General features: G+C 65.6%; 31 protein-coding genes and 1 tRNA gene. 17 read left to right on the top strand and 15 right to left on the bottom strand.

All coding sequences use genetic code 11. The annotated features are described in order from the left end of the window. Positions 1 to 45 precede the first annotated feature (45 nt). Genes AC2D10_RS01615 through AC2D10_RS01605 form a run of 3 tightly spaced genes read right to left on the bottom strand, consistent with a single transcriptional unit; the run spans position 46 to position 1,204 of the window. Positions 46 to 261 carry a hypothetical protein gene (locus tag AC2D10_RS01615; protein ID WP_484710042.1) on the bottom strand — a complete coding sequence of 72 codons (216 nt, stop codon included), beginning with the start codon at positions 259 to 261 and terminating at the stop codon, positions 46 to 48. After that, positions 258 to 629 carry a hypothetical protein gene (locus AC2D10_RS01610; RefSeq protein ID WP_484710039.1) on the bottom strand — a complete coding sequence of 124 codons (372 nt, stop codon included), beginning with the start codon at positions 627 to 629 and terminating at the stop codon, positions 258 to 260. Before AC2D10_RS01610 ends, AC2D10_RS01615 begins: the two co-directional genes overlap by 4 nt. Then, positions 629 to 1,204 (bottom strand): helix-turn-helix domain-containing protein, encoded by a 576-nt coding sequence (locus tag AC2D10_RS01605; RefSeq protein ID WP_484710038.1) that lies wholly within the window; start codon positions 1,202 to 1,204, stop codon positions 629 to 631. The genes AC2D10_RS01610 and AC2D10_RS01605 overlap by 1 nt, the downstream gene beginning before the upstream one ends. 406 nt (positions 1,205 to 1,610) lie before the next feature. On the opposite strand from AC2D10_RS01605, the gene AC2D10_RS01600 reads away from it, so the two are divergent. Then, a complete protein-coding gene (locus tag AC2D10_RS01600) occupies positions 1,611 to 1,868 on the top strand; it encodes a hypothetical protein (protein WP_484710037.1) in 258 nt (85 codons plus the stop codon). A gap of 100 nt (positions 1,869 to 1,968) precedes the next feature. Here the strand turns inward: AC2D10_RS01600 and AC2D10_RS01595 are convergent, their stop codons facing one another. The 3 genes from AC2D10_RS01595 to AC2D10_RS01585 form a co-directional block, all read right to left on the bottom strand. Next, entirely contained in the window at positions 1,969 to 2,250 is a 282-nt protein-coding gene (locus AC2D10_RS01595; RefSeq protein ID WP_484710036.1) for a DUF3892 domain-containing protein, read from the bottom strand. 92 nt (positions 2,251 to 2,342) lie between these two features. Then, positions 2,343 to 3,890, bottom strand: coding sequence for an SIR2 family protein (locus tag AC2D10_RS01590; RefSeq protein ID WP_484710035.1), 1,548 nt, complete (start codon positions 3,888 to 3,890; stop codon positions 2,343 to 2,345). Between the two features lie 154 nt (positions 3,891 to 4,044). Continuing rightward, the gene (locus tag AC2D10_RS01585; protein ID WP_484710034.1) at positions 4,045 to 4,242 is read right to left on the bottom strand and encodes a hypothetical protein; all 198 of its coding nucleotides are present in this window, start codon (positions 4,240 to 4,242) and stop codon (positions 4,045 to 4,047) included. Between the two features lie 170 nt (positions 4,243 to 4,412). Between AC2D10_RS01585 and AC2D10_RS01580 the strand changes: the two genes are divergently transcribed. The 11 genes from AC2D10_RS01580 to AC2D10_RS01530 all read left to right on the top strand — a co-directional run bounded on the left by AC2D10_RS01580 (position 4,413) and on the right by AC2D10_RS01530 (position 13,537). After that, positions 4,413 to 4,640 carry a hypothetical protein gene (locus AC2D10_RS01580; RefSeq protein ID WP_484710033.1) on the top strand — a complete coding sequence of 76 codons (228 nt, stop codon included), beginning with the start codon at positions 4,413 to 4,415 and terminating at the stop codon, positions 4,638 to 4,640. Continuing rightward, a complete protein-coding gene (locus AC2D10_RS01575; RefSeq protein WP_484710032.1) occupies positions 4,637 to 5,041 on the top strand; it encodes a hypothetical protein in 405 nt (134 codons plus the stop codon). Before AC2D10_RS01580 ends, AC2D10_RS01575 begins: the two co-directional genes overlap by 4 nt. A 10-nt stretch (positions 5,042 to 5,051) precedes the next feature. Beyond that, entirely contained in the window at positions 5,052 to 5,624 is a 573-nt protein-coding gene (locus AC2D10_RS01570) for a hypothetical protein (protein WP_484710031.1), read from the top strand. A gap of 740 nt (positions 5,625 to 6,364) precedes the next feature. Then, the gene (locus AC2D10_RS01565) at positions 6,365 to 6,604 is read left to right on the top strand and encodes a hypothetical protein (protein WP_484710030.1); all 240 of its coding nucleotides are present in this window, start codon (positions 6,365 to 6,367) and stop codon (positions 6,602 to 6,604) included. 58 nt (positions 6,605 to 6,662) lie between these two features. Beyond that, the gene (locus tag AC2D10_RS01560) at positions 6,663 to 8,555 is read left to right on the top strand and encodes an AAA family ATPase (protein WP_484710029.1); all 1,893 of its coding nucleotides are present in this window, start codon (positions 6,663 to 6,665) and stop codon (positions 8,553 to 8,555) included. Between the two features lie 145 nt (positions 8,556 to 8,700). After that, a complete protein-coding gene (locus tag AC2D10_RS01555) occupies positions 8,701 to 9,573 on the top strand; it encodes a hypothetical protein (protein ID WP_484710028.1) in 873 nt (290 codons plus the stop codon). A 381-nt stretch (positions 9,574 to 9,954) separates the two neighbouring features. Further along, positions 9,955 to 10,704 (top strand): recombinase family protein, encoded by a 750-nt coding sequence (locus AC2D10_RS01550; RefSeq protein ID WP_484710027.1) that lies wholly within the window; start codon positions 9,955 to 9,957, stop codon positions 10,702 to 10,704. A 14-nt stretch (positions 10,705 to 10,718) separates the two neighbouring features. After that, on the top strand, positions 10,719 to 10,985 hold the full coding sequence (locus tag AC2D10_RS01545) for a hypothetical protein (protein ID WP_484710026.1): 267 nt from the start codon (positions 10,719 to 10,721) through the stop codon (positions 10,983 to 10,985). Next, positions 10,982 to 11,287, top strand: coding sequence for a hypothetical protein (locus AC2D10_RS01540; RefSeq protein ID WP_484710025.1), 306 nt, complete (start codon positions 10,982 to 10,984; stop codon positions 11,285 to 11,287). Before AC2D10_RS01545 ends, AC2D10_RS01540 begins: the two co-directional genes overlap by 4 nt. A gap of 25 nt (positions 11,288 to 11,312) precedes the next feature. Next, positions 11,313 to 12,542 carry a tyrosine-type recombinase/integrase gene (locus tag AC2D10_RS01535; protein ID WP_484710024.1) on the top strand — a complete coding sequence of 410 codons (1,230 nt, stop codon included), beginning with the start codon at positions 11,313 to 11,315 and terminating at the stop codon, positions 12,540 to 12,542. Positions 12,543 to 12,619: 77 nt separating this feature from the next. Further along, positions 12,620 to 13,537, top strand: coding sequence for a DUF4238 domain-containing protein (locus AC2D10_RS01530; RefSeq protein ID WP_484710023.1), 918 nt, complete (start codon positions 12,620 to 12,622; stop codon positions 13,535 to 13,537). Positions 13,538 to 13,634: 97 nt separating this feature from the next. On the opposite strand, the gene AC2D10_RS01525 is transcribed toward AC2D10_RS01530, so the two are convergent. The 5 genes from AC2D10_RS01525 to dusB all read right to left on the bottom strand — a co-directional run bounded on the left by AC2D10_RS01525 (position 13,635) and on the right by dusB (position 19,024). Next, positions 13,635 to 13,710 (bottom strand) — tRNA-Asn (locus AC2D10_RS01525). A gap of 97 nt (positions 13,711 to 13,807) precedes the next feature. After that, positions 13,808 to 14,581, bottom strand: a complete 774-nt coding sequence (locus tag AC2D10_RS01520; protein WP_484710022.1) for an ATP-binding cassette domain-containing protein — start codon at positions 14,579 to 14,581, stop codon at positions 13,808 to 13,810. Positions 14,582 to 14,617: 36 nt separating this feature from the next. Further along, the gene (gene dnaG, locus AC2D10_RS01515) at positions 14,618 to 16,477 is read right to left on the bottom strand and encodes a DNA primase (RefSeq protein WP_484710021.1); all 1,860 of its coding nucleotides are present in this window, start codon (positions 16,475 to 16,477) and stop codon (positions 14,618 to 14,620) included. Next, the gene (locus tag AC2D10_RS01510; RefSeq protein WP_484710020.1) at positions 16,477 to 17,880 is read right to left on the bottom strand and encodes a deoxyguanosinetriphosphate triphosphohydrolase; all 1,404 of its coding nucleotides are present in this window, start codon (positions 17,878 to 17,880) and stop codon (positions 16,477 to 16,479) included. The genes dnaG and AC2D10_RS01510 overlap by 1 nt, the downstream gene beginning before the upstream one ends. Beyond that, a complete protein-coding gene (dusB, locus tag AC2D10_RS01505) occupies positions 17,870 to 19,024 on the bottom strand; it encodes a tRNA dihydrouridine synthase DusB (RefSeq protein WP_484710019.1) in 1,155 nt (384 codons plus the stop codon). Before dusB ends, AC2D10_RS01510 begins: the two co-directional genes overlap by 11 nt. 59 nt (positions 19,025 to 19,083) lie before the next feature. Here dusB and AC2D10_RS01500 point away from each other — a divergent pair, with 59 nt between their 5' ends. After that, positions 19,084 to 19,578 (top strand): glutathione peroxidase, encoded by a 495-nt coding sequence (locus AC2D10_RS01500; protein ID WP_484710018.1) that lies wholly within the window; start codon positions 19,084 to 19,086, stop codon positions 19,576 to 19,578. Between the two features lie 82 nt (positions 19,579 to 19,660). On the opposite strand, the gene AC2D10_RS01495 is transcribed toward AC2D10_RS01500, so the two are convergent. Then, positions 19,661 to 20,347: a DsbA family oxidoreductase gene (locus AC2D10_RS01495; protein ID WP_484710017.1), complete on the bottom strand. Its 687-nt coding sequence runs from the start codon at positions 20,345 to 20,347 to the stop codon at positions 19,661 to 19,663. A gap of 132 nt (positions 20,348 to 20,479) precedes the next feature. On the opposite strand from AC2D10_RS01495, the gene AC2D10_RS01490 reads away from it, so the two are divergent. Together AC2D10_RS01490 and AC2D10_RS01485 are read left to right on the top strand one after the other, a co-directional pair. Continuing rightward, positions 20,480 to 20,776 (top strand): GIY-YIG nuclease family protein, encoded by a 297-nt coding sequence (locus tag AC2D10_RS01490; protein WP_484710016.1) that lies wholly within the window; start codon positions 20,480 to 20,482, stop codon positions 20,774 to 20,776. A gap of 320 nt (positions 20,777 to 21,096) precedes the next feature. Continuing rightward, the gene (locus tag AC2D10_RS01485; RefSeq protein ID WP_484710015.1) at positions 21,097 to 21,735 is read left to right on the top strand and encodes a P-loop NTPase family protein; all 639 of its coding nucleotides are present in this window, start codon (positions 21,097 to 21,099) and stop codon (positions 21,733 to 21,735) included. On the opposite strand, the gene AC2D10_RS01480 is transcribed toward AC2D10_RS01485, so the two are convergent. Further along, positions 21,678 to 22,478 (bottom strand): isoprenyl transferase, encoded by an 801-nt coding sequence (locus AC2D10_RS01480; protein ID WP_484710014.1) that lies wholly within the window; start codon positions 22,476 to 22,478, stop codon positions 21,678 to 21,680. The genes AC2D10_RS01485 and AC2D10_RS01480 overlap by 58 nt on opposite strands. After that, positions 22,475 to 23,218: a DNA repair protein RecO gene (gene recO, locus AC2D10_RS01475; protein WP_484710013.1), complete on the bottom strand. Its 744-nt coding sequence runs from the start codon at positions 23,216 to 23,218 to the stop codon at positions 22,475 to 22,477. Before recO ends, AC2D10_RS01480 begins: the two co-directional genes overlap by 4 nt. A gap of 34 nt (positions 23,219 to 23,252) precedes the next feature. Here recO and AC2D10_RS01470 point away from each other — a divergent pair, with 34 nt between their 5' ends. Next, positions 23,253 to 23,951, top strand: a complete 699-nt coding sequence (locus AC2D10_RS01470) for a trimeric intracellular cation channel family protein (RefSeq protein ID WP_484710012.1) — start codon at positions 23,253 to 23,255, stop codon at positions 23,949 to 23,951. A gap of 65 nt (positions 23,952 to 24,016) precedes the next feature. On the opposite strand, the gene leuA is transcribed toward AC2D10_RS01470, so the two are convergent. Beyond that, on the bottom strand, positions 24,017 to 25,771 hold the full coding sequence (leuA, locus tag AC2D10_RS01465; protein ID WP_484710011.1) for a 2-isopropylmalate synthase: 1,755 nt from the start codon (positions 25,769 to 25,771) through the stop codon (positions 24,017 to 24,019). Positions 25,772 to 25,967: 196 nt separating this feature from the next. Here leuA and AC2D10_RS01460 point away from each other — a divergent pair, with 196 nt between their 5' ends. Continuing rightward, entirely contained in the window at positions 25,968 to 26,615 is a 648-nt protein-coding gene (locus AC2D10_RS01460; RefSeq protein ID WP_484710010.1) for a hypothetical protein, read from the top strand. Positions 26,616 to 26,622: the final 7 nt, after the last annotated feature.

The raw sequence follows: 26,622 nt of genomic DNA, 5'->3' as shown, positions 1-26,622 counted from the left end.
GGCAGAGTCCGTGAGGCGTGAGACGTGAGACGTGCGGCGTCGAGGTCAGAACTCGATGGGGCCTGGTGAGGCCACACTCTCCGGAAGGCCGCCAGCCAGAATTCGCTCCACGATCGCGACCGCGCGGTCAGTGAGCCCGTCGCCGGGGTAGAAGTCGTCATAGTGCGCGTCCGCCCCTGCGAGCGTCGAGACACCGCAGAGCGCGAGAAGCTGCCGAATGTCATCGACGTCGCGACCAGGGCGATTGGCGCGGAGCTTCATCGCCAGCAGTGCTTCCTTCGACGCGACCTCGATGACGATGCCGTCGCGGTCGTAGATCCTCTCCCATGCCACTTCGCGGCGGCCGAGCGTTGGGAGGGAGTCGGCGCGTTCGACGCGAAGTTGAACCACCCGTGTGCCCACCCCCGGGCGTCGGCGACCTTGGCGGCGGCGGTGAGCACCGCGTCATCGCTCCCGGGATGCACATGCAGCGAGTCGAGGTCTCCGGTGGTGCGTCGCTCGAAGTAGCGAAGCGCGAGCGCAGCGCCGCCGACGAGGCGGATGCCGACGACCTCTCCTGCCGCGCGCAACTCCGCGACGAGATCGCGGAGTCCATCGATGATGTCAGTGCGAGTCAGCGAGTCGCCCATCAGATGCTCGCGAGGGTGTCTGCCCAGACGAGGACTCCGCGGTTCAGAAACGGGGGCGGGACGTCGTGCGCCGCGGGGATCGGGTCGGCAGGATCGACGTCGAGAGTGCGTGGCCTCGAGAGGCGCCGGCTCGGCGCGTCCACCCACTCCGGCGTCGGGAGTTGCTCCTCACTGAGACGTAGGTCGACGAGCGCGGCGAGGGCGGCATCCCAGGCAGCGTCTCCTGTGGGCTCCGGTTCAGCGAGCCCGAGCACGCCGCGGACGAGTCCATGCTCAGCGCTGAGATTGTCATTGAGCTGAATCAGTTCGCGGAGGGCACTGTGTGTGTCCCCTGCACGAAGATGTACGCGGATGGCTGCGGCGATCGAAGCGACGTCATCGCGTCGTGTCGGTGCCGAATAGAGCCGATGGCCCGTCGCACCGAGGAGTCGCTCGACGGTGCCGTACTCAGCTTCGCGCCCGCCCTCGAAGCGTGAGACACGACCTTGATCCAGCTGCACCCTTTCAGCGAGGGCACGCTGAGTGAGTCCGCGACTCTTTCGCGCGGCCCGTACGAGCGTCGAAGCGCTACCCATGCAGTCCTCCAAATATGACCCTGAAGACATATTCTATGCTACGAGATGCGCTCGCGGGCTGCACAGCGAAAGGCCCGGAATTCCGGGAAGCTGATTTCACAGCCTCCCGGAATTTCGGGCCTTCGTCTTGGCTCCCCGGCTTGGACTCGAACCAAGAACCTGCCGGTTAACAGGCAGTTGGTGGGGCTCTCGCCTGTTCCCGAGCCTCAGCGGATGCTCCCCGTTTGCCGCTTGTTTCCGCAGGTTCGAGGGCGGCTGTCGGCAATAGACGGGAGCCGTCGCGAGCGATCGTTCCCGAACAGAAGCGCTGAATGAGCGCTGAATCGCGCTCCTCTTTGACCGGCTTTGAATCGTGTCCGATGGTTGTCCCACGCCGCACCGAGCGGCACCGATGAAGGGACACACCGTGAGCACTATCACCGAAGAATGGACAGCGGGAACGCATCGCAAGATGGATGCACACCAAGCGCTCGCCGACGAGGGCGAATACAGCGACGACGTAGCCGAGGCGTCAGCCGTAGCCTTCACGGCTGTGCGCGAGTACTACAAGCAGATGGAGGATCGACCAACCCTCGCAGCGTTCGAGATTATGGTGGCGGAGTTTCTCGGGGACTGGATGTTCGACGCCTACGCGGTTGGCGCTCCGCTCCCCTGGGAGGACTGAGCCACCACCTGCCCACGTAGAACGCCCCGACTGTCCCGGCGTACCGGAGTCGGGGCGTTCTGCCGTTGAGAGGCCCGGCCTACCCGAGCGACGTGCTCTGCTAGAACGTGGGCAGGCTCAGAAGATTGTTGTTCCACTGCCCGTCAGCATAGGTGCGGAGATACGGCTGGCCGTTGTCGGGATGTACGGCACCCACCTGCACGGTGCTTGACCCGCTGCCAACGACGACGGTGTTTTCCTTGCCTTCGACGAACGCGACCATAGAAGGCTTGTCGTTGTCGCCTGTCGCGCCGTCAGCCGTGTTCAACCACTTGTAGCGAACGATACTCTGATGCGTCTTCTCGTAGCCCGAGAAGCGAACGTGCGTGATCTGAATTGACATCTGTGTCCCCAGTCTTGTCGCGCCCGTCGCGACGTGGGGTCATCATGACACACGCCACCGACATTGAGACTGAAGGCGTACGCCGACACGGGCTAAGACGTGGTCGGTGCAGTGGTTACAGCCAGGCCGTACTTCATGAAGTCGTAGGCAACAACGGCTTTGCCGTACTGCGTCGGCCAAAACGCGTTGACCCTGACCTTGTCCTGATTCTCGATCAGGAACTGACGCAAACCATCGACGTCGTGCGTATACGCCGGCAGCTTCAAGGCGTTCTGCAGGATCCACTTCCAGTCATGCTCTTCCAACAGCTCCGTGAAGGTCTTTCTGGTGACGCCGTCGAGGGACGTCTTGATACGAGTGTGCGTATTCGCGGCACGATTGCGTACCGTCGGCTTCACCTCGACATCGGGGCGCACCTTTCCTGCGTCGTCGAGCGCTTCGCACTCGCGCAGGTACTTGAAGACTGGATAATAATGCCCCGCTGGAACCTGCGATATCAGCCGATCGAGAACTTCGCCAGCCGGGTAGCCGCCGTCGGGATTCCCGAGCACATCGTTCCAGACGTCAGCACGACTCAGACCGACGATGCCTACCGTCGCCACCTTCGCGCCAACCCCGAAAACGATTGATATGTCCTCGGCGGACTCATCGTCGATGTCGCGGTAGGCGTAGAGGCGCTCTTTCGGATCGTTCTGCAGCACGATCTCGTATACCTGCTGTTTCAAGATACGCAACGTTCGAGCAGGTAGCGCGTGCTCCCTTGCGCCCAGAGCCGCGAATACATCGCGCCAGTCCGGAACTAGAAGACGGATAACGGGGATGAGCTGATTGTTGACCGAAACTTGCGTTCGTTCGACACGCGGTGTTGCGCCCGCTTCGTATTCAACAAAGATGAGTCGATCCTGAAGTTTCTCAACGGTCTTATTTCGAAGCCCTTTGGTCAAAGAAATGAGGAGGTTATGGATGTTGGGATCGTTGAAGCTGTATCCGATAAAGAGGATGGGGTGCTCAACAAAAATTGTTAAAAGTTTCGCCGCAAGATAAGCGTTGCGCTCTTCGTATGCTTCATAGTCCTCGGCTGTAAGTACGAGAGAAGCTGGTTCCTCGGTTGCGCCGTGTATCGCGTAGATCTCAGCGATCCCTTGCGTGTCTGAAAACAGCAGACCGTCTTGCCCGATGAACTGTCGATAAGTCGGGAAGGTGAGGTGGAGTAACCGATCGTAGTTCGTGGTGATGACTCCGTCGATCGTTGAATTCTCCAGGAGCGCGTATTCGTCCGCCAAGTCGGCTGGCGGCTCGAACCCGTCGAGAGCATCGTCCAGGTACTTCGCGATCTCGACCTTGAGCGGCATCGCAACCGACCCCGACACTCTGTCACCCCATTCAGCAAGTGAGTTCGAGTAGTCGCCGGACTTCCACCAAACTTCGCGGAAGGCGGCAGCCAGGTTGGTTGCTGCCTCCGGAAGCGTGCCGGTCTCGAAGTATCCCAGCGGTGATCCAGTTGGCTCAGCGAACCGAGCGAGGAGGTCTCGCCAACTTGGGAGGTTGGCGTATCGGCGAGCGAAGCCTGCTCCGACGAACAGGTAGGGACCCGCAAGTGGTCGAAGGTGCGACTCGAGAAACTCGCGGATGTCGTCCATGGCACGAATCTAGTGCATGGCACGACAACGACCCGAGCGCCCCGCGAGTGGGGAGCGCTGGCCCGCTCCACACACAGAACGCCACCGGGCGGGAGTTGCCAGCCGGTGGCGTTCTCGTTGGGTACGCGCCATCCTCATGGGCGCGGTGGTGCGTTCAGGCGAGACGCTCGCCGTGTTCCTCGGGATCGGTGCCGTTCGGCAGACTGTCGTTAATTCCGGCGGAGCGCATCAGGCGTGCTCGCTCGGCCACGCTCAGCGCTCGCGGCTGGCCGTCGGGTGTCTGATATTGCGGACCGCTTTCGCCTTGGTACTCGCTGCGGTCGTGGAATGTGTGGTCGTAGTTCGGGGTCATGGTTCCTCCTGGTCGGGTGGTGTTCTCGACCTAGGTCTACTCCATCGGCGACCCCTCGCATTCCCCACAGGGTTGGTACTTTCCCAGTTCAGAGCGCAGATCAGGACCGAACTACCCATTCAAAACGAGGGAGACTTAAGGAGCGGGATTAGCCGCGATAGGGAGAGGACATGACCAGACCGAACCATCGACCTACGGTGCTGCCGGACAGCGTCGAGGTGCGCACCAGCGTGCCGCGCGACGTGGCAGCGGCCATCGCGGCACTCGCGGAAGCGTCCGGAGTGAGCAAGGCCACGTTCCTGCGGCAGGTGCTGCTCGCGGGTATCCAGCCGTATGCGCTCGTTGACCCGGCGCTGGCGTCGGCGCTTCGGCCCACCAGCTATAACCGGGGCGCGTGATGGGTACACGACTGAACGCCGACGACCTCGCCCGCGCGCACCTGAGCCAGGCCGACCTGGACGAGTACAACGCGTACGTCGCTGAGCACGGCGACCCGCTCAAGCCCATGAAAGAACCGACCGAAAGGAACACCATCATGCCTGCCAAGTACGCCGTCGACAACAACTACAAGCAGTTCGACGAGGCTACGGGACTGCCCGCCTACCCGAAGAGCACTGGCGCCATGGAGATCAAGCTCCGCAACGTGCAGGCCCAGCTGACCACCACCCAGAACCGGGTCGAGGCAGCGCTGGACCGTGCCCTCGACCAGTTCGAGGTCGCACTGGAAGCCCAAGACCGCAAGCGATCGACCCAAGAGCGCCTCGCCGATATGACCCGCCGCACCCGCCGCATCAACTGAAGGAACAACTATGAGCACTGCAATCCGTGTGACCGACTCCACCACGCCCGAGAACCAGCCTGCCGATACTGTCCGCTCCCGCGACCTCGGCGGCACGATCGTCAACCCCATCGGCCCCGGCACGCTCGATGGGCCACGCGCCGGGGCACGCGAAGCCCAGTACGGCAACCGCCAGGCCGAGATCGAAGCAGTGATGGCCATCGACGAGGCCGCCTTCGATCGGGTGCGTGGGATGGAGACTTACCTGCTCGGCCGCGTCGAGAACTTCGTCGAGGACGTGACCGGTATCGGGGTGGGGACCCGCCGACCCGGCCTGATCGACACGACTGAAGAGATCGTGACCAATCTCAGCAACCTGGTTACGGAACTGGAGCGCGGCGCGAGCGCGAGCGACCTGGCCGAGCGATTCGTCGCCTTGCAGAACGAGGCACGACACTCGGCGCTGCCGAAGCTCTCGCGGGCGATGCGTGAAGCCGAGAGTCACATTCCGAAGATGCAGGATCCGTATGGGGAGACCCAGCGCCTCATTGCCAAGATGCCCTTCAGCAGCTACCGCCCCATCGTCCCGAAGAATCGCCGCTAACAACACGACGACCCCGCACACCGAGGTCTGCAGGGTCGCCGTTCCGAAGAAATCACCATGAAGGAGGTCGCTGGGATGAACAGGCCCGTTAGTGCGACGAGAGAAGGCTACTCTCTTGACCCAAAGCGCCGATCGATAGGGGGATTCCCGGCTCTGTGCGCAGATGCGAGTGGTTGGATCTATCGCAAGAGAGACGGTCAGCGTCTGAGGCCCCGGGTCATCGAAGGCGTGCTTTGCGTGGACGCCAGCAAGCCGACCCAGATCGAAAAGCCCTGGGTGCCCGTGTCAGTGCTAGTGGCCCGCGCGTTCGTGCCGATCCCTCGACCGCTCTACCGCCACCGCGTCGTGCGGCATCTTGACGGTGATCCGGCAAACTGCAGAGCTTCGAACCTTGCATGGGTGCGCGAGCCGAGCAAACGCCAGCTGCGCCAGCGGGCACGACAGCTGACGCGGTAGACTCGATTTGCTTCCGAAGCTACGGGGCACTACAACTGAATCCAACGCACCCTATACGTAACCGATTTGAGCCCAGCAGGGCAACCGACGACGGCGCGAGCCGTGGGTCGGCAAAGAGATCTGTAGATCGCGTCCATCTACAGATGAGTCAATCCGAGCCCATGGCGAAAGCGCACCGGTAAACGACTCAGGACCACTTGTCTCGTGTGGCATCCGATATTCATCGGAGCTGCGCGGGGCTTTTTTACGTTAACGCGCGGCTCCCTTCCAACAGGGATACCGCAATGACTACACACGACTCCAATGTTCGCCGATCCGCCTTTGGCACGCTCGTCCTCGAAGACGACCGGCTATACACCACCGAGCAGACGGCCGAGCTGCTCACCCTAACGTCCAGACAGATCATCGATGCCCGGCAGGCGAAACGGCTCGGCTGCGTGCGTCTGTCCGGAGCGGCGGTCCGACACTCGGGCCGTCAGATTCGAGACTTCATCGCCGCGCGTTCCGTCGACGCAGAGCACTGACCTACCCGACCTCTCACGAGCGTCCCAAGGCTCAGCGCTCCGCATCGAAGGAATCACTGTGAACACTGAAATACCGCCACTGCTCCAAAAGTGGCTCAATAAATTGCAGGAGGTCTCCTACCAAGGCGACCTGCAATACAAGGCCCGGTGCCCGAGCCACGATGATGACCACGCCTCACTTTCTGTGGCTTGGGGCGATAAGGGCAAGGTCGTCGCAACCTGTCACGCCAACTGCACCTTTGCCGAGATCGTGGCCGCTCTGGGCTTCAACAAGCGAGACCTCGACCCGAAGCGCTCCGTCATCGCCACGTATACCTACGAAGATGAGGACGGGCACAAGCGGTATCGGGTCAAGCGAACCGACCCGAAGGGCTTCTTCCAAGAGCACTGGGATGGTGCGCGTTGGGTCATGGGTCTCGGCGACGCCGAGCCGATCCCCTACCGCCTGCCTGCGGTTGCCGAGCTGGTCGCTCACGGTACCGAGGGCGACGACATCTGGATCGTCGAGGGCGAGAAAGACGTCCAAGCGCTGGAGCTCGCCTATGAGGCCGTGGCCACGTGCAACAGCGGTGGGGCCGGTAAGTGGACTGACGCGCACTCCGAGCACCTGCGGGGCTTCAAGGGCAGTCTCGTCGTCGTCGCAGACAACGACGACAAGCCTTCGAAGCCCGGCCAGAAGCACGGCCTGGAGGTCTATGAGTCGATCGTCCGAGTAACGGGACTCGAACCCGAGCTCGTCTATCCCGTCGAGGGGAAGGACGCTGCCGATGTCGTCGCAAGCTATGGACCGGACGACGGCTTCGTGCTCGTCACACCCGAGATGCTGCGCGCCGAGATCGCAGAGGCAGGCGTCGCGGAGCCAGACGCCGAGGCAGAACGGGACAGCCGGATTGCGGAAGCCGCTGAGAGCATGCGCGTGCAGCGTGAGGCTCGTGCGCTGCTCGCGGCCGAGGTCGCCAAGGCGACTTTCTCCGGCTTCGCGTCCGTGTCATTGCGTGAGGCGCTCTCGAAGCCGCGCGAGGTCAAGCCGGCCATCGTCCATGGCTTGCAGATGCAGGGGCACAAGGCGACGTTGACCGCCCAGTTCAAGGCGGGCAAGACAACCCTGGCCGGCAACCTCGTGCGCTCGCTCGCGGATGGCGAGCCTTTCCTTGATCGGTTCGAGGTGTTCGAACTCCCCGGCAACATCGGCATCTTCGACTACGAACTCACCGAAGACGACGCCCTCGACATGTACGGCGCTCTCGGTCTGCGCAGCACCAAGCAAGTGTTCTTAGAGTCCTTGCGCGGTGAGGGCTTCTCTCTGGCGAACGAGTTCCACCGCGAACAGGCGGTGCGGTGGCTCACCGAGCACGAGATCGTCTACTGGGTGCTCGACCCGTTCGGACGAGCGCTGCGTGGCTTCGGCTCCGAGAACGCGAACGACGATGTGCGGGTGTTTCTCGACACCATCGACGAGATTATCGAGCGTGCGGGCATACTCGGCACGCTCATGCCCGTCCACACAGGTCGCATGCAGCACGAGGTCGGCGCAGAGCATGGCCGTGGCGCCACCGTGGTGGATGACGATGCTGACGCCCGGTGGCTACTGACCCGCGACAACACCGGGCGGCGCTACTTCCGCGCTGAGGGTCGGAACGGCGTCGGCGCTGAGGAGGTCTCACTGGAGTTCGATGCCGCCTCCAATCGCCTCTCTACCGGCACCATCACCCGCGCGCAGAGCAGAGGCGAGCGGCTCCTTCCTCAGGTCGAGGACTACCTCGTCCAGCACCCCGGCGCAGGCACCAACGACATCCGCAAGGAGGTCGACGGCGGCAACTCTCAGATCGACGCCGCGATCAAGTTGGGTATCGCCAACGGCACCATCCGCGTCGAGAAGCAGGGGCAGAAGTCGTGCCATCACTACGCCCCGAAGCCTGTCCTGCGCCTCATGAAAGAGGGCGACGAATGAGTAGCGCGCCCACCACGCCTGACCGCGCCCACACCACGCCTGGGCGCTGTTACCGATCGACCGCGCCCGCGCCTCTTATAGGCGGGCGCGGTATCGGTTCGCACGAAACCACTGAGAAGAAGACAGAACAGAAAGGTTGCAGAGCATGAGGAAGAAAAACGAGGACAACATGCCCGAGGACGAAAGCTCGAAGAAGCCCGCCACGAATAGGGCATCGACGAAAGGTCGAGCACCCCTAGGTGAAGTAGACCCGAAGGTGAGTTCGATTCAGGACATGTACCTGTCGCCCAAGCGCCAGTGCACGGCGATGAGCAAGCACACCGGGCAGCAGTGCGGGCGATACGCGATGCGCGGACTCCGGGTCTGCGTGATGCACGGAGGGGCCACGCGCCAGGCCAAGGCGAAGGCTGCCGAACGCATCCAACAGGCGTCCGGGTACGCCGCGGACCTGCTTGTCGAGATGATGGCGAACCCCGACATCGACGTGAAGACCCGCACACAGATTGCACAAGACCTTCTGGACCGGTCCGGGATCAACGCGAAGACCGTCTTGCAGATCGGCGTCGAGCAGCCGAAGTCGTTCATGGACTTCGTCGGCGAAGCCCTGGTTGATGTGTCGATAGACCACGACCCGAACATCGTGGATGCGCAGGTCATCGAGGACGATGATGCGCCGCTGGTGCCCCGCGATCACGGGCTGGATGACGGGAACCGTTTCGACCGGGCGCTCAGCGCCAACGTCCGCCGAGCGCAGCCACGCGTTGCGGGCCTTGCGGACGAACGTACCCGAGCAGAGATGCTCGCCGCCGAACTCGTCGCGCTCGGTGAGGTTGCGCCGGTGTCGCCTGCTCGGAGCGACGACATCGCCGCGATGAACGCTCAGCAAGACCGGGACGACGCCGAGGTGCGACGTGTGCGCGAAGCCGAGCGAGCACTCAACCAGCAGCGGGCAGGCGCTCGGCGGGCACGGAGCAGCGAGGCCACGATGAACGAAGCCCCGCGGCGGCGGAAGCGATGACCGACAAGCTCGACCAGGTTCGCCGTCGCCGGGCCTTGGGGCTCAGCATCGAACGGCTCCTGATCGTCGCGGACGACCCGGACCTCTGGCTAGAAGCCGAGCTTTTCGCCCGACGCCTGTTCGCTCACGTCACGAGGGAACAGGGCGGTGGTACGGAGCCACACAGGAGCGCACCGCCTGGTGGTGATATCCCGCCCTAGGCCCTCCGGGTGCGCGATGACCCCTCCGACCACGCCTACGCCAAGCAGGCCACGAGGCCGATCTTGTACCGCGGACGAGACTCGCCGTCCGGTTTGCCGGACCACCACCGCTGGAGCAGTCTTCGTCTCGCCGCCAGTTCTACGGAATCAGCGGCAACCACGCGAAATCAAGGAGAACCAGATGACGAACGCCATCCTCTATCTGCGGGTATCCAGTGTCGGTCAGATGGACGGCTTCGGACTCGACGTGCAGGAGAAGGCCTGCCGCGCCTATGCCAAGGCGCACGGCCTCTGCATCGTCGCTACGTTCCGCGATGAAGGCGTGTCCGGCACTCTTGATGCCGCCCAGCGTGACGGATTGATGTCTGCGCTTGCCCGACTCCACGACGGTGACGCGGACGCGCTGCTTGTAGCTCGGCTCGACCGGCTCGCCCGCACCCTCACGGTGCAGGAAGCGGTCCTCGCTCAGGTGTGGAAGCACAACCGCGCGGTGCATTCCGTCGACATGGGCGAGGTCGTGCAGGACGATCCGGACGACCCGATGCGCACGGCCATGCGACAGATGGCTGGGGTGTTCGCGCAACTCGACCGCGGCATGGTGGTGAAGCGCATGCGCGACGGGCGGAAGGCGAAGGCTGCTGCTGGCGGTCGCTCGGTCGGTCCTGCACCCTACGGCTACATCGCCCGCGATGGTGGCCTCTATCCCGTCCCCGAGGAGCAAGACGCCCTCGCCCGGATGAACGAGCTACGCGCCGCCGGAACCACCATGTCGACCATCGCTGGTGTCCTCGCCACAGAGGGCTATCCGACCAAGCGCGGCGGTCGATGGACCAGCCCCGTCGTCAGCCGCATCCTGTCACGCCCGCCCGTGCCGGCCAACCAGATCATCGACCCCACCAAGGACAACCGCGAGCGCACCCGCGCCGCATGAATGAGGAGAAAAGCATGCCGAAGCAGAAGTTCACACCCGGCGACACCGTCACCGCAGGCGACATCGCGGAGGGCGACATGATCTACGCCCGCCGCGACCACCTCACGAAGGAGCCTTCCACGCCGGTATTCATCGAGAAGGCGTCCGTCTTTCCGAAGGCACCCGACCTCGTCCGGTTCGTCGTGCAGTCGCCGTACCAGGTGCGCTCCCCCTGGGTCATCGGCCCTGTTCGCACCGACAAGACCTTCACCCGCGCCGTGCCCGAGGCTCCAGAGGAGTGATCTCGGTGCACCGCCTGTTCCCCACACGGAAGACGCTCGGTACGGGATTCAACCTGCGCCCGGCCACGCTTCCCGTTGAGGCTCGGCACCTCCAGCCCGGCGATGTCGTCGTGCTGGAGGTCGAGTGCCCGGTCCTCCTCACGCGGGTCATGCGCCACCGCGGCGGCATCCGCACCTGGGGTCGCTACATCTGGCAAGCCGACCGCGACCAGTCGTGGCCGCTGGACCCTCTCGGCGCAGCCGAACGGGTCGAGCGTGCTCTGCCCGGCGAGTACCGCACCGCCGCCCACCCCAGCCTCTGAATACGCCCTCACCAAGGAGCACGATATGAGCATCCACAAGAACAAGTCGAGCGTCACCGGCAGAGTGATCTCGTATACCGTCCGTTACCGCGACCACAACGACGTGCAGCAGCGCGCGCTGTTCAAGGGTCCGGGTTCAGCGGCTGAGGCAAAGGCGTTCGATGCTGATGTGTCCTCTGCGAAGGCCCGCGGTAACAGCACGGATGTGTTCTCGCGGCGCGCACAGACGCTCCGCGAGGTTGCCGACCAGCTTGTCGAGACGACCGCCCTTGATCTGAAGCCGAGCACCCGGCGTAACGATGACATCGCATATCGCCTGCACATTTTCCCCGACCTTGGCAGCCGACCCATCAACGCGATCAAAACGATGGAAGTGCAGGCTTGGTACAACGCGATGCGTGCGAAGAAAGGTACGCGGACGGGACGCCCGCTGTCGGCGTCCATGATCCACAACACATTCGTCACGTTGTCGAAGACGTTCGATTTTGCGCTGCGACTCGATCTCATCTCGACCAACCCCTGCAGGGCGATCGTGCGCGCGAAGTCGAGCCGCAAGAAGCGCGCCTACCTCAACCGTGCCCAGGTGCGGGCAATCGGCCGGCTGCTGGACGAATTCGCTCCTTATGGACTGATATTCCGAACTGCCGCGCACACGGGTCTGCGCGGCAGCGAACTAGCGGCACTGACGATCGGAGACGTCACCTACGCGGGCCAGGTTGCCCCGTTCATCACCGTGGCACGACAGGTCGACCGCTCGCGAAGGGATGAGAACGGGTGGGGCACTATGAGCACCAAGACCGACGCGGGCGCACGACGCGTGCCCATCGGGATGGCGCTCCGGGGCGAGCTAACCAACTACCTCGCGCAGCATCCCTACGCCCACGACCAGGGCGCCCAACTTTGGCCGGGGCGCCACCCTGGGACGAAGGGGCACCCGAGCGGTCTCGACTACGACCGGCCCTTCGACATCGAGTCGCTCAAGCGCTACTACTTCAAGCGGAAGGCATTGGTGCCGCTGGGGCTGGAGGCGTTCTCATGGCACGATCTGCGGCACTTCTACGCCAGCGTGCTCATCGCCACGAAGCGCCACTCGATGGAGGAGATTAGCGCGTGGATGGGGCATGCATCCTACGCAACGACAGTGGACCGGTACGGCCACCTGCTAGAACCCGACTATGACATGAGCGCTTTCGACGCCTTCATGGATGCCGACGACGCCAACATCACTCCCCTGCATGCACGTCGGGCCGTCTAGCTCCGGGTGTCGGAGGGCTCTGCGAGACTCACTATGTGATCGAGGGTGTGACAGGACAAGCCAGTAGGGGGCACCACGTGATCCCGCAATTCTTCTTGCGCCGTTTCGCGGCAGAGCGCTCCATCATGAAGCGATTCGATGTGACGCAGGAGAAGTGGACTCGGTCGAGAATCCACGTGAAGTCCGCCACGCGCGAGAAGGACTTCTACGTTCTCGACGGCCTGTACAAGTCGTACGACTACGACGAGCGAGTGGTGATGGGTGAGTTGGATGATCGCGCAGCGAAGGTGCTAGGGCGCCTTTGGAACGCGACCGACCTGGAGTCCGTCTGGCCCCTCACCGGTCCGGACAGGGTTCATCTCGCGCATTTTCTGGCGTCGCTCGTTCTGCGCACTCCGCGCTTCCGCCGTCACTCACAGGAGGTGGCCGAGCAAGCTCTTTTAGATCCCAACCGACTACCGCTCGGGATCGACCTCTTCCGAAACGGCGTCATTACGTCGGATTCGCTGCCCATGGACAGCATCAGAAAGTATTACGGCGCGTGGTTAGAGGGCGAACAAGCGCCAGCCAATTTCCATGCGCAGGTCTTCCGAGACCACCTCAACCCTCTCAGCAAACATCTCTTTGACCAGCGATGGATTCTGATGAAAACGCCGAGACCGTACTTCCTGCTGAGCGACAATCCGGTGGCACTCATCGACGCGTTCCCGGCGGGTGATCTCCCCCGGTACTGCGGTTTGGACTTCCTCACCTCGCGTGCATCGTTTGTCGCCCTTGACCGCGATCTGCTCCTCGCGATCGACTGGCATCCGATGGAGACGCTGCTACGCCTAAAGGACTTTGGCGACCAAGTGGTCGACTTCCACGAAGCCCGCGCTTCGGTAGCGTTTGGAGTTTTGCTCGGCAACGCGGATCGCCACGTGTATAGCCATCCTGACGACATGCACCTGGAGAAGATGACCGAGGAGCTTGGACTCGACGACCCCTTGGCCTGAAACAAGCGCGCTGAATTCGCGCTGATCGGCCGGAATCCTATTTGAAAGGGAGAAGGCCCGGACACTGATCTTTCTCAGTGATTCCGGGCCTTCTGCTTGGCTCCCCGGCTTGGACTCGAACCAAGAACCTGCCGGTTAACAGCCGGCTGCTCTGCCAATTGAGCTACCGAGGAATGTGCACCGCTGTGCGGGCAACTCGACAAGCTTAGCAAACTCCACACGCTGCTCGTGACACCGGGCGCGGTTTGCCGCGTGCCGGGCGTGTCGCCATCAGTGCTGGGAATCGGCCTCGGCGTTGGGAGCCCACAGCAGATCCTTGCCCACCCCGCGTGCGACCACATGGCCCCCGCGCAGCATGAGCGTCTCGGCGTTGAGCTCGCGGATGAACGCCGCGTCGTTCGTGACCAGGAGTGCGGCCATCCCCTGCTCCTTGCGCCGACGCGTGATCGCATCGAAGACCACGGGGCGCGCCTCGAGGTCGAGGTTTGCCAGTGGCTCGTCGGCGATCAGCACCTGCGGCTCGAGGATGAACGACCGGGCGATCGCCACGCGCTGCCGCATGCCGGCGCTCAGCTCGTACGGGAACTTCGCGGCCGTGCCGAGCGGCAGATGCAGCTCATCGAGGAGCGTGGCCACGCGGATCGACAGCGCCTGCGAGTTGACCCGCTTCTCGCGCATGAGGATCGGCTCTGCGATGACCTCGTTCACGGTCAGACGCGGCGGGAGGTCGGCGCCGGCTCCCTGCGGCACGAAGCCGGTGCGGTAGGTCAGGATGCGGTGCTTGCGCCCGGGCCGACGCACATCGACCCCGCAGACGTACGCGCTGCCGCCCGTAACCTTCACGGACGGATCGGTGGAGCCGGCGAGAGCGGCGACCAGCGTGGACTTGCCGGAACCCGTGGGCCCTGCCACGCAGATCAGGTTGCCCGGCGCGAGAGAGAACGTCACGCCGTCGACGGCACGCGTCGGCAGGCCGTGCCCGATGCGGTCGATCACCAGATCCGAGCACTCGATCGCGTTGAGGGAATCCGGCCGTCGAGACATGAGTCCATCCTGCCGTGCGGCGACAGGCGAGGCGTGTTACGACTCGGTGAACCGCTGACGCTCGACGTCGATGTCGCGCAGTCGCATGCGAAGGGCGCGGCCGCCGTCCGAGTCGGCGGGCACGCGCTGCACGGCTCCGAGAAGCTCCTGCTTCTCGCGCTCGAGCTGACGCATGATCAGGCGACGCGCGAGGTCGGTGGTCGACGCGACGGCACCCTCTTCATCGCGGGCGGGGAACGGCGTCATCAGCAGTTCGCCCGCGAGCGAGCGGTACGGCTCGCGCACACTGTTCACCGCTTCGGTGACCCAGCCGGCTCGGGTGCGGTCCGGCGCCGCTGCCACAGCCTCACGGACGGCGTCGAGACCGGGCGTGCGGAACGGCGAGCTGAGAGCGCGGTTCAGCAGCTCCTGGTCGGCCTGGTGCCCGTACTGCAGTGCCCCCATCAGCGCATCGCGCTCGACCGCGACGTCCGCAGACCGCGGCAGGCTCGCCATCGTCACGGGCGCGATGCCCGGAGCGCCGGTCACCGGATCGATCGGCGCGTTCTCGCGACGAGCCGGTGCGGAGGATGCGCCGCCGCGTGCGGAGCGCTCGACCTCGGTGTGCACCTCGGTCGGGTCCATGCCCAGGCGCCGGGCGAGCACGCGCTCGTAGCCGGGCCGCAGCAGTCGGTCGCGGATCTCGGCGACGATCGGCGAGGCCGCACGCAGCGCACCGACCCGCCCCTCGACTGTCGAGAGATCGAAGCCGGCGAGCTTGCGATCGATCGCGAATTCGAACATCGGCACCTTGGCGTCCATCAGACCTCGCACGGCCGCGTCGCCACGCCGCAGCCGGAGGTCGCACGGGTCCATACCCTCGGGCGCGACGGCCACGAACGTCTGTGCGTTGAACCGGTCGTCTTCGGTGAAAGCGCGGAGCGCGGCCTTCTGTCCTGCCTCATCGCCGTCGAACGTGAACACGACCTCGCCCGAGGCATTGTCGTCGCCCATCACGCGACGCAGCACGGTGATGTGGTCGGACCCGAACGCCGTACCGCAGGTCGCGATCGCCGTCGTCAGTCCGGCGAGGTGACAGGCCATCACGTCGGTGTATCCCTCGACCACGACGACGCGACGCGGGTCGCCGCGGGCGATGTCGCGCTTGGCGAGGTCGAGTCCGTAGAGCACCTGGGACTTCTTGTAGATCGGCGTCTCGGGGGTGTTCAGATACTTCGGGCCCTGGTCGTCGTCGAAGAGCTTGCGCGCCCCGAAGCCGATCGTCTGCCCCGACACATCGCGGATCGGCCACACCAGGCGGCCGCGGAACCGGTCGTACACCCCGCGCTGCCCGGTCGAGACGAGCCCGGCGGTGCTGAGCTCATCGCGGGTGAAGCCCTGCGCCGTGAGGGCCTTGAGCATGCCGTCCCAACCGCGCGGCGCGAAGCCTACGCCGAAGTGGGCGGCGGCGCCCGCGTCGAATCCGCGCTCTCCGAGGAACCGGCGGCCGGCCTCGGCATCGGGCGACAGCAGCTGCGCGCGGAAGAACTCGGCGGCGGCCGTGTTGGCCGCGTACAGACGGCTGCGTCCGCTGGTCTCGGGGGCTGCTCCCCCGTCTTCGTAGTGCAGGGTGAACCCGATGCGTCCGGCCAGCCGCTCGACGGCTTCGGTGAAGCTGACGTGGTCCATCTCGCGCAGGAACGAGTAGACGTCGCCGGACTCGCCGCACCCGAAGCAGTGGTAGTAGCCGACCTGCTGCCGCACGTGGAAGCTCGGGCTCTTCTCGTCGTGGAACGGGCAGAGCCCCTTCAGCGATCCCACGCCGGCGGACTTCAGCGCGACGCGCTCCCCCACGATGTCGGCGATGTTCGTGCGCGCCTTGACCTCATCGACGTCGGCCTGGCGGATGCGCGGCATCAGCCCACCCCTTCGGCGACGGCCTGCCTCTCGGCGCCGCTCCGAACCGCCGGACGAGGGTGCCGCCCGTGCCGCGGCGTCCAGATGCCGACCTCGGCCGGATCGATCTCGCCGACCAGCCGGTTATGCCAGTCGATCGCACTCTGGTCCGTCAGGCTCGCGATCTGGTCGACGATGACGCGCGCACGCTGCTCATCGGACTCGGCGTCGAGGAAGTCGGCCGCGAACGCGGGCTCGAGCACGTCGGCTCCGGCCGACCAGAGCGCGTCGGTCGACCACAGCACGTCGGCGAGCCGGGTGAGGACGCGCCGCTGCTCCTTGTAGACGCCCTTGCGCGCGTCGATCGTGACGATGGCCTGTCCCATGATGCCCTTGAGCACCGCGATCTCGACCTCGATCACGCGGGGGACGACCACATGCGCGTTGTAGCGCACCAGTGCGGGACCCGCGTAGGCCTCTCGGGTGGCCGAGACGGCGGCCCGCGCGAAGCGTCCGATCAGATCGCTGGTGAGGTTCTTGAGTCGCGCGAGATCACGACGGGAGCGGTCGAACGAGGCGAGCCACATCGACTGGGTGGCCAGCCGGTACAGGGCATCGGCCAGTTCATCGCGCGTGAAGTCGTAGCCGACCCACTGCTGGATGCGGCCGAGGAGGGCCTCGTGCTGACGCGGGTCCGAGAGTTGGGCGACATCGACGTAGCCGTTCACGATCGCGTCCTCGAAGTCGTGCACGGAGTAGGCGATGTCATCCGACAGGTCCATGACCTCCGCCTCGATGCACCGGAGGCGCCCGGGAGCGCCTTCGCGCATCCAGCGGAACACCGCTTCGTCTTCGGGGTACACGCCGAACTTCAGGCGTCCGCCGGGATCCGGCACCGGGCTGTCGACGGTCCACGGGTACTTGCAGGTGGCGTCGAGACTGGCGCGTGTGAGGTTGAGACCGACCGAGCGCTCCTCGGCGTCGAGGACCTTCGCCTCGAGCCGGGTGAGGATGCGCAGGGACTGCGCGTTGCCCTCGAAGCCCCCGATCGTCGATGCCCACTCGTTCAGAGCGCGCTCGCCGTTGTGGCCGAACGGCGGGTGCCCGAGGTCGTGGCTGAGGCACGCCGTGTCGACAACGTCTTCCGAGACGCCGAGCGCCGTGGCGAGCTCGCGACCGACCTGCGCCACCTCGAGCGAATGCGTCAGACGGTTGCGGGCGAAATCGGCGGTGCTGGCGGGGCTGAGCACCTGGGTCTTCGCGGCCAGACGGCGCAGCGCAGCCGAGTGCAGCACCCGCGCACGGTCGCGCGCGAAGTCGTTGCGTTCCGAACGGTGGCTCTCGGCGACGAAGCGCTCGGCGTCCCGCGGGTCGTAGCCGTCGTCGCGTGTGCGCGCCGAGCCGGTCGAAGGATCAGCCGCCACTGTTCTCGATCTCCGCTCCACGCATCATCTCCGAGGCCGACGCGGCGATGTCGCGCGATTCGAGCCACTTCTCGGGCAGTGCCGTGCGCTTGGGGTGACCCGAGCGTCCGCGCTGGCCCTCGGCATCCGCCCCGGGGTACGGAGCATCGTGATCGAGGCGACCGAGGAGGTCGTCGATCTCGGCCAGGCTCGACGACGTGGCGAGGCCGGTGCGGATATCGCCGCCGACCGGGTAGCCCTTGAAGTACCAGGCGACGTGCTTGCGGACGTCGCGGCAGCCGCGCTCCTCACTGTCGTAGAAGTCGACGAGCAGCTCCGCGTGCCGACGGAAGGCGTTCGCGACGAATCCGAGAGTCGCGTCGACAGGACGCGCTTCGGCGCCGAACGCCGTCGCGAGCTCGCCGAACAGCCACGGGCGTCCGAGACAGCCGCGACCGACGACAACGCCGTCGCAGCCCGTCTCATCCATCATCCGCACCGCGTCGTCGGCCGACCAGATGTCGCCGTTTCCGAGCACCGGAACGCTGGTGACCGCCTGCTTGAGTTCGCCGATCGCGTTCCAGTCGGCGTGACCGGAGTAGAACTCGCTCGCCGTACGGGCGTGCAGGGCGATGGCCGCCACACCGGCGTCTTCGGCCGCGCGCCCGGCGTCGAGGAAGGTGAGGTGGTCGCGATCGATGCCCTTGCGCATCTTGATGGTGAGCGGCAAGGGACCTGCGGCCTTCACCGCCTGGGTCACGATCTCGGAGAACAGCGACGTCTTCCACGGAAGCGCCGCTCCCCCACCCTTGCGAGTGACCTTGGGCACCGGGCACCCGAAATTCAGGTCGATGTGGTCGGCGTGGTCTTCGGCCACGATGATACGCACCGCGTCGGCGATCGTCTTCGGATCGACGCCGTAGAGCTGAATGGAGCGCGGGGTCTCGGACTCGTGGTGACGGATCAGGCGCATGGTCGACTCGTTGCGCTCGACGAGGGCGCGCGAGGTGATCATCTCGCTCACATAGAGGCCAGCGCCGTACTCGCGGCACAGACGCCGGAAAGCCGTGTTCGTGATCCCGGCCATGGGTGCGAGGACGACCGGCACATCGAGATCGATCGGACCGATGCGGAGGGGGCGAGCGGAGGTGGTGGCGAGAGTCATGTCTTCCCCATTCTCCCAGACGCAGAGCCCCTGGCGCCGCACCGACCTAAGCTGTGAATATGACCGACTCTTCGCTGCGTTCGATTCCGTTCACCGATGCCCAGGGCCACGAGCAGACGCTCGACGACCTCGGTGCCGACGTCGTGCTGGTCGTCAACGTCGCCTCGAAGTGCGGCCTCACTCCGCAGTACGAGCAGCTCGAGGAGTTGCAGCGCCTGTACAGCGACCGCGGGTTCTCGGTCGTCGGCTTCCCGTGCAACCAGTTCTTCGGGCAGGAGCCCGGCTCGGTCGACGAGATCCTCGAGTTCTGTTCGACGACCTATGGCGTCAGCTTCCCTGTCAACGACAAGGTCAAGGTCAACGGCAAGAACGCCTCCGACCTGTACAAGGCCCTGAAGGAGGCTCCGGATGCCGGGGGCAAGGCCGGACGCGTCGAGTGGAACTTCGAGAAGTTCCTCGTGCTCCCGGACGGTGAGGTGCGGCGCTTCCGCCCGAAGCAGAAGCCGAACGACCCCGAGATCGTCGATGCGATCGAGTCGGCGCTGACTCGCTGAGCAGCCTGCTCGCTGACAGAACGACAGAACGCGTCCCCTCCCGCACATGATGCAGGGGGGGACGCGTTCTGTGCGAGGTGCGTCAGACCGCGGCGGCCTCGTCCGCAGCCTCGCCGCGCTTGGACCACAGGTCGCGCAGCACGTTCTCGAATGCGGCGGGCGGCTGAGCGCCGCTGATGCCGTACTGTCCGTCGATCACGAAGAACGGCACGCCCTGAATGCCGTAGGAGCGCGCCTGGTCCTGATCCTGACGGACGGCGGGCAGGTAGCGCGCGGTCACGAGCGCGTCGCGCGTCTTGTCGGGGTCGAGCCCGACCTCCGCGGCGAGGGCGACGAGGTCGTCGATGCGGCCGACGTGCTTGCCCTCGGTGAAGTACGCCGACATCAGGCGCTCCTCCATGGCGTGCTGCAGACCCTCCGCCTTGGCGTAGTGCAGAAGCTCGTGCGCCTTCACCGTGTTGGTGTGCTGCAGCATGTCGAACCGGTACTCGAGGCCGGCGTCCTTCGCGACGCCGGTGACGTTCGAGAGCATCTGCTCGACCTGATCGCGGGGCATGCCCTTGTGACCGGCGAGGAAGTCGATCTCGTCGCCGTCGAAGTCGACGGGTGTGTCGGGCGAGAGCTCGAAGGAGTGGAACGTGACGGTCACCTCGGGGGCGTCGTCGTCAGAGGAGACGGCTTCGAGGCCCTTCTCCAGATTGCGCTTGCCGATGTAGCACCATGGGCAGGCGATGTCGGACCAGATGTCGATCGAGATGGGTTGGCTCACACCATCATCCAACCGCATGCACCTTTGCGCTATTCCGTCAGAGGATTCTCGGATGCTGGCCGCTGCCTGCGGAGTCGAAGTGCCCTGTGGAGAACTCTCCGCTCCGTCCGTCGGCCGCGGTACGGTCACCGGATGCCGTTCGTGTACATTCTCCGCTGCCGAGATGGAAGCTTCTACACCGGGAGCACACGCGACCTGGAACGGCGCCTGGCACAGCACCAGTTCGGGGAGGGCTGCGACTACACGCGCCGACGCAGGCCGGTCGAGCTGGTGTGGAGTTCGGAATTCACTCGGATGGATGAGGCATACGGGTGGGAGCGACGCATTCACGGATGGTCGCGCGCGAAGAAGATGCTTCTGATCGAGGAGCGGTATGAGGAGCTGCCCGGCTGGAGCAAGCGTCAGCGCGAAGCTCCGGAAGCCGAGTGACTGAGAAGCGCCCTTCGTCTCGCTGCGCTCGCTCAGGGTGCGAGTTCGGCGTCGCGGCCACGCCCTTCGTCTCGCTGCGCTCGCTCAGGGTGCGAGTTCGGCGTCGCGGCCACGCCCTTCGTCTCGCTTCGCTCGCTCAGGGTGCGAGTTCGGCGTCGCGGCCACGCCCTTCGTCTCGCTGCGCTCGCTCAGGGTGCGAGTTCGGCGTCGCGTCTCGCGGCGCATCCTGAGCGAGGAGCGAAGCGACGAGACGAAGGGCGCATCCTGAGCGAGGAGCGAAGCGACGAGACGAAGGGCGTGTCCGAAGATAGGATTTCCGGATGCTCACCGCTGACGACCCGCTGCCGATCGAGCCGGAACGCGTTCTCGTCGCCGGCGTCACCGGTTCGGGCAAGACGACACTCTCCCGCCGGGTCGCCGCGATGTGGAGCCTGCGTCACGTCGAGATCGACGGGCTCTTCCACGGTCCCGACTGGACGCCGCGCACCGAGTTCCTCGACGATGTGCGCGCGTTCGCGGCCGAAGACCGCTGGGTCACCGAGTGGCAGTACACCAGCAAGGGCACCGACGATATTCTCGCTGCGCGCGCGCACCTGGCGATCTGGCTCGACTACCCGTACCGCGTGGTGCGCACGCGCCTGCTGCGGCGGACGCTCGGCCGCAGCATCCTGCGCACACGCATGTGGAACGGCAACGTCGAGAAGCCGATCTGGCGCATGTTCCGCGGCGATCCCGAGGAGAACATCCTCGCCTGGCAGACGCTCACCCTGCACAAATGGGACGAGCGGATGCCCGAGGTCCTCCACCGCTTCCCGCACCTGACGATCGTGCGGCTCCGTCATCCGCGCGAGACCGAGCGGTGGCTGCGGACACAGGCCGCCTTTCGTCGCGCTTCGCTCGCTCAGGAGCCGGACGGCACGTCGATCGCCCCGCCGAAGCGCCGGTCGCGCGACAGGTAGATCGCGATCGCACGCCACAGCTCCTCACGCGAGAAGTCCGGCCAGAGCGTGTCGAGGAAGACCATCTCGGCGTAAGCCGACTCCCACAGCAGGAAGTTCGACGTGCGCTGCTCGCCCGAGCTGCGCAGGAACAGGTCGACGTCGGGCATGTCCGGAACGTACAGGTGACGGCGGATCATCTTCTCGCTGATCGCCTGCGGCTTGACCCGGCCGGCGGCGACCTCGGCGGCGATCGCGCGCATGGCGTCGACGATCTCGACGCGACCGCCGTAGTTCACGCACATCGTGAGCGTGAGCACGTCGTTGTCGCGGGTGAGCTGCTCGGCGTACTGGAGCTCTTTGATGACGCTGCCCCAGAGGCGTGGCTTGCGCCCCGCCCAGCGGACGCGCACGCCCCATTCGTTGAGCTGGTCGCGCCGACGGTGCAGCACATCGCGGTTGTAGCCCATCAGGAAGCGCACCTCTTCGGGCGACCGTGCCCAGTTCTCGGTCGAGAACGCGTAGACCGACAGGTGCTTCACCCCGGCCTGGATGGCGCCGGCGACGACGTCGAGGAGGACCTCCTCCCCCGCTTTGTGACCCTCGACGCGGCTGAGGCCACGGCGGTTCGCCCAGCGGCCGTTGCCGTCCATGACGATCGCGATGTGCTCGGGCACCGCCGGGAACGCCGGCGGGTGAACGCCGGTCCAGTCGAGCGGGCGGTACGCCACCGCGTCTTTGTGCGTATAGGGCTTCGGGCTCACCGTGCTCCTTCTCCGGACGCATCCGTCACATGGGCGAGCGAGCGGATGCCGCGCTCCAGGTGCCATTGGGCATAGGCGCCGACGAGACCGGATGCCGCCGAGACGTCGGCGATCGACGCCGCGTCCACCGCATCCCAGTCCCCGCGCAGCAGCGATCGCAGCAGTTCGAGGGTCTTCTCGGCGACACGGGGGCTCCCGGCGGGGGCGTCGGCGTGACACACGACGCCGCCGAGCTGCGCGACGAAAGCCGTGTGCGGTCCGGGGGCACCGCAGCGGGCGCAGTCCTCGAGAGACGGGGCCCAGCCCGAGAGCGCCATCACCCGCAGAAGGTACGAATCGAGGATGCTGCGCGACGCGTGCTCTCCGCGCGACAGCGCACGAAGCCCGCCCACGAGCAGCAGGTACTGATCTGACGTCGCCTCGGAGTCGCTGAGCCGATCAGCCGTCTCGACCATGGCGTTCGCCGCCGTGAAGCGGTCGTAGTGCGCCGCGATCTCGGAGCCGTACGCCCCGAGCGACTCGGCCTGCTGCACGATGTCGAGCGAGCGCCCCTGGTAGAGCTGTACGTCGGCGACCATGAAGGGCTCGAGGCGGGATCCGAACTTCGACGACGTGCGCCGCACGCCCTTGGCCACCGCGCGCAGCTTGCCGTGGCGGCGCGAGAGCATGATGACGATGCGATCTGCCTCACCCAGCTTGTGGGTGCGCAGGATCACTGCTTCGTCTCGGTAGGTGGGCACCGTTCGATTATCCTCCGTGCGCGAGAATAGAGGCGTGACCGAACCGCTCTTCACCATTCCGCTCTGGGCGGACCTGCTCGGCGTCGGCCTCGGCGGCGTGCAGGGGGCGATGTTCGCGTCCGGGTTCCAGGGGCAGCGGCGACTGGACTGGTTGGGCGTCGCCATCATCGGGATCATGATCGGCATGGGCGGCGGTCTGATCCGCGACATCCTGCTGGGTCAGACGCCCGCCACGCTGCAGAGCAACTGGTACCTGGTGACGGCGACGGGAGCGGCGCTGCTCGGGATGCTGCTGGCCGGACTCTTCAACCGACTCAACACGGTGATCGTCGTGCTCGACGCGGTCGTGATCGGCATGTTCGGCGCCTTTGGCACCAGCAAGGCGATCGCCTTCGGCATCCCGCCCGTTCCGGCCGTCTTCATCGGTGTCTGCGCGGCGGTCGGCGGTGGCGTGCTCCGCGACATGCTGATGGGCCTGCCCACCTCGATCATGCACGTGGGATCGCTGTACGCCGTCGCGGCCGGAGCCGGGTGTGCGTTCATCGCCGTCTCGAACGTGCTGGGCATGCCCATCCCGCTCGCGGCCGTGATCGGCATCGTCGTCACCGCCGTCATCCGCGTGCTGGCCGTCAGCTTCGACGTGTCGCTCCCGGAGCAGCGTCGGCTCTACCGCCGAAAGGTCGCCGCCGAGACCGGAGCGATTGCGATCGTGAAGCCGAATGCCGACATCTGATCACCGCGGGCGCTGAGCCTGTCGACGGGCGGACGCCGCATCGACAGGCTCAGCGAGCCGGGACGTCAGACGGCTGCGAGCTCGGGCTGACGCGTGCGGATGGAGCGGTTGACGCCCGAGACGATCGCCTTGAGCGACGCCGTCGAGATGTCTCCGTCGATGCCGACGCCCCACAGGCGCTGGTCGCCGACCTGCAGCTCGACGTAGGCGGCCGCCTGTGCGTCGCCGCCGGCGCTGAGTGCATGCTCGACGTAGTCATAGACCGTGATGTCGAAGCCCTGTGTGCGCAGCACCTCGACGAACGCCGCCACCGGTCCGTTGCCGTTGCCGGTCACGGACACCTGCTGGTCGTCGTCGCGCAGCACCACGTCGAGCACCACGTCGCCCGACATGTCGCTGCGGGTCTGCGTGGCGAGCAGCTCGAAGCGGCCCCACTTGGCAGCGGTGTCGGCGGCGGGCAGGTACTCGTCGTTGAAGATCGACCAGATCTGCTCACTGGTGACCTCGCCGCCCTCGGCGTCGGTCTTGGCCTGCACGACGCCCGAGAACTCGATCTGCAGCTTGCGGGGCAGGTCGATCGCGTGATCAGCCTTGAGCAGGTACGCGACGCCGCCCTTGCCGGACTGCGAGTTCACGCGGATCACAGCTTCGTACGAACGGCCGAGGTCCTTCGGATCGATCGGCAGGTACGGAACGGCCCATTCGATGTCGTCGACCGTGACGCCGTCGGCCTCGGCCCGGACCGCCATGGCCTCGAAGCCCTTCTTGATGGCGTCCTGGTGCGACCCGCTGAAGGCGGTGAAGACCAGGTCTCCCGCCCAGGGGCTGCGCTCGGGGACCGGCAGCTGGTTGCAGTACTCGACCGTGCGCTTGACCTGGTCGATGTCGCTGAAGTCGATCTGCGGGTCGATGCCCTGCGTGAACAGGTTGATTCCCAGCGCGACGATGTCGACGTTGCCGGTGCGCTCGCCGTTGCCGAACAGGCAGCCCTCGATGCGATCGGCACCGGCCATGTAGCCGAGCTCGGCGGCAGCGATCGCGGTGCCGCGGTCGTTGTGCGGATGCAGCGACAGGATGACGTTCTCGCGGTGCGCGAGATGACGGCTCATCCATTCGATCGAGTCGGCGTAGACGTTGGGCGATGCCATCTCGACAGTCGCCGGCAGGTTGATGATCACCTTGCGGTCGGGGGTCGGCTCGAAGACCTCGATCACCTGGTTGCAGATGTCAACGGCGAACTCGAGCTCGGTGCCCGTGTAACTCTCGGGCGAGTACTCGTAGTAGACCTTGGTGTCGGGGATGGTCTTCTCGAACTGGCGGCACAGGCGCGCGCCCTCGAGCGCGATGTCGATGATGCCCTGCTTGTCGGTGCGGAACACGACCTCGCGCTGCAGCACGCTCGTGGAGTTGTACAGATGCACGATCGCCTGCTTGGCGCCCGCGATCGACTCGTACGTGCGCTTGATCAGGTGCTCGCGCGCCTGCGTCAGCACCTGGATCGTGACGTCGTCAGGGATCAGGTTCTCTTCGATCAGCTGACGCACGAAGTCGAAGTCCGTCTGGCTCGCCGACGGGAAGCCGACCTCGATCTCCTTGTACCCCATGCTCACGAGCAGCTCGAACATCACGCGCTTGCGCTCGGGCGACATCGGGTCGATGAGAGCCTGGTTGCCGTCGCGGAGGTCGACTGCGCACCAGCGCGGAGCCTGGGTGATGCGGGCGTCGGGCCACGTGCGGTCGGGCAGGTGGACGTTGATATGCTCGTGGAATGGCCGGTACTTGTGAATCGGCATTGCGGACGGGCGCTGGGTGTTCTGCATGATGGGGCTTCTTCTCTTCGTCAAGATGTACGGGCCAACACAAGCGCCGCGACGAGGAAGGCCCTAGCTCTTAGGACTCGTCGCGGCAGCTAAGAAGAAGCAGACCGCCGAAAGGCATGTCGTCATGCTAGCAGGGATGCCGCGACCGATCCGCGCGCGGTGTGAGACGATCCCGCGGGGCTCGACACTCTTCAGCATGAGCACAACGCAGCGCCGCCTGATCTTCGCCGCGGCATCCCTCGTCGGCCTCCTCGCGCTGAGCGCGTGCACGATGGGCCCCGGCGCATCCCCCGCACCGACGAGCACCGGAGCGTCCTCGGGTGACGGGGTCGAAGACGTCCGCCCTGCACCCCCGGAAGGACGCGTGCTCGTCACGGGCACAGTGCTCGACGTGGGCGGAGACGTGCAGCTCTGCGTCGGCGCGGTGGCGGAGTCGTACCCTCCCCAGTGCAGCGGCGTTCCCGTCGATGAGTGGACGTGGGACGGCGTCGACGGCAGCGAGACGAGCGGCGACACCACCTGGGGCGCCTACGCGGTGTACGCGACGTTCGACGGCGAGCGGTTCACACGGACCGACCCGCCGATGCTGCTGGCACTGTTCGATCCCGTCAGGCCCGAGGATCCGACCGGCGGCGTGGAAGGCACAAGCTCCGAGGCCGAGCTCACCCGCGTGCAGGACGACCTCGCCACCCGATTCGGTGCCGACGCGCTGAGCGTGTGGAGCGACAGCGGATACGTCTGGCTGCAGGTCGTGTGGGACGACGGGAGCATCCAGGCCGCAGTCGACGCGGAGTACGGCGACGACGTGGTTCTGGTGAACTCGGCGGTGCGCGAGGTCGACTGAGGTCGCC

This window comes from Microbacterium sp. PI-SA-G, assembly GCF_057215335.1.
This window is presented reverse-complemented; position numbering and strand designations above follow the sequence as displayed.

Bases quoted from the DNA above. Each gene is read 5' to 3' on its own strand.
- AC2D10_RS01485 (WP_484710015.1), top strand. From the start codon at position 21,097: ATGCTCACCGCTGACGACCCGCTGCCGATCGAGCCGGAACGCGTTCTC.
- AC2D10_RS01490 (WP_484710016.1), top strand. From the start codon at position 20,480: ATGCCGTTCGTGTACATTCTCCGCTGCCGAGATGGAAGCTTCTACACC.
- AC2D10_RS01615 (WP_484710042.1), bottom strand. From the start codon at position 261: ATGAAGCTCCGCGCCAATCGCCCTGGTCGCGACGTCGATGACATTCGG.
- AC2D10_RS01460 (WP_484710010.1), top strand. From the start codon at position 25,968: ATGAGCACAACGCAGCGCCGCCTGATCTTCGCCGCGGCATCCCTCGTC.
- AC2D10_RS01580 (WP_484710033.1), top strand. From the start codon at position 4,413: ATGACCAGACCGAACCATCGACCTACGGTGCTGCCGGACAGCGTCGAG.
- AC2D10_RS01565 (WP_484710030.1), top strand. From the start codon at position 6,365: ATGACTACACACGACTCCAATGTTCGCCGATCCGCCTTTGGCACGCTC.
- AC2D10_RS01570 (WP_484710031.1), top strand. From the start codon at position 5,052: ATGAGCACTGCAATCCGTGTGACCGACTCCACCACGCCCGAGAACCAG.
- AC2D10_RS01520 (WP_484710022.1), bottom strand. From the start codon at position 14,581: ATGTCTCGACGGCCGGATTCCCTCAACGCGATCGAGTGCTCGGATCTG.
- AC2D10_RS01500 (WP_484710018.1), top strand. From the start codon at position 19,084: ATGACCGACTCTTCGCTGCGTTCGATTCCGTTCACCGATGCCCAGGGC.
- AC2D10_RS01590 (WP_484710035.1), bottom strand. From the start codon at position 3,890: ATGGACGACATCCGCGAGTTTCTCGAGTCGCACCTTCGACCACTTGCG.
- AC2D10_RS01605 (WP_484710038.1), bottom strand. From the start codon at position 1,204: ATGGGTAGCGCTTCGACGCTCGTACGGGCCGCGCGAAAGAGTCGCGGA.
- AC2D10_RS01595 (WP_484710036.1), bottom strand. From the start codon at position 2,250: ATGTCAATTCAGATCACGCACGTTCGCTTCTCGGGCTACGAGAAGACG.
- dnaG (WP_484710021.1), bottom strand. From the start codon at position 16,477: ATGCCGCGCATCCGCCAGGCCGACGTCGATGAGGTCAAGGCGCGCACG.
- AC2D10_RS01535 (WP_484710024.1), top strand. From the start codon at position 11,313: ATGAGCATCCACAAGAACAAGTCGAGCGTCACCGGCAGAGTGATCTCG.
- leuA (WP_484710011.1), bottom strand. From the start codon at position 25,771: ATGCAGAACACCCAGCGCCCGTCCGCAATGCCGATTCACAAGTACCGG.
- AC2D10_RS01550 (WP_484710027.1), top strand. From the start codon at position 9,955: ATGACGAACGCCATCCTCTATCTGCGGGTATCCAGTGTCGGTCAGATG.
- AC2D10_RS01610 (WP_484710039.1), bottom strand. From the start codon at position 629: ATGGGCGACTCGCTGACTCGCACTGACATCATCGATGGACTCCGCGAT.
- AC2D10_RS01555 (WP_484710028.1), top strand. From the start codon at position 8,701: ATGAGGAAGAAAAACGAGGACAACATGCCCGAGGACGAAAGCTCGAAG.
- AC2D10_RS01545 (WP_484710026.1), top strand. From the start codon at position 10,719: ATGCCGAAGCAGAAGTTCACACCCGGCGACACCGTCACCGCAGGCGAC.
- dusB (WP_484710019.1), bottom strand. From the start codon at position 19,024: ATGACTCTCGCCACCACCTCCGCTCGCCCCCTCCGCATCGGTCCGATC.
- AC2D10_RS01585 (WP_484710034.1), bottom strand. From the start codon at position 4,242: ATGACCCCGAACTACGACCACACATTCCACGACCGCAGCGAGTACCAA.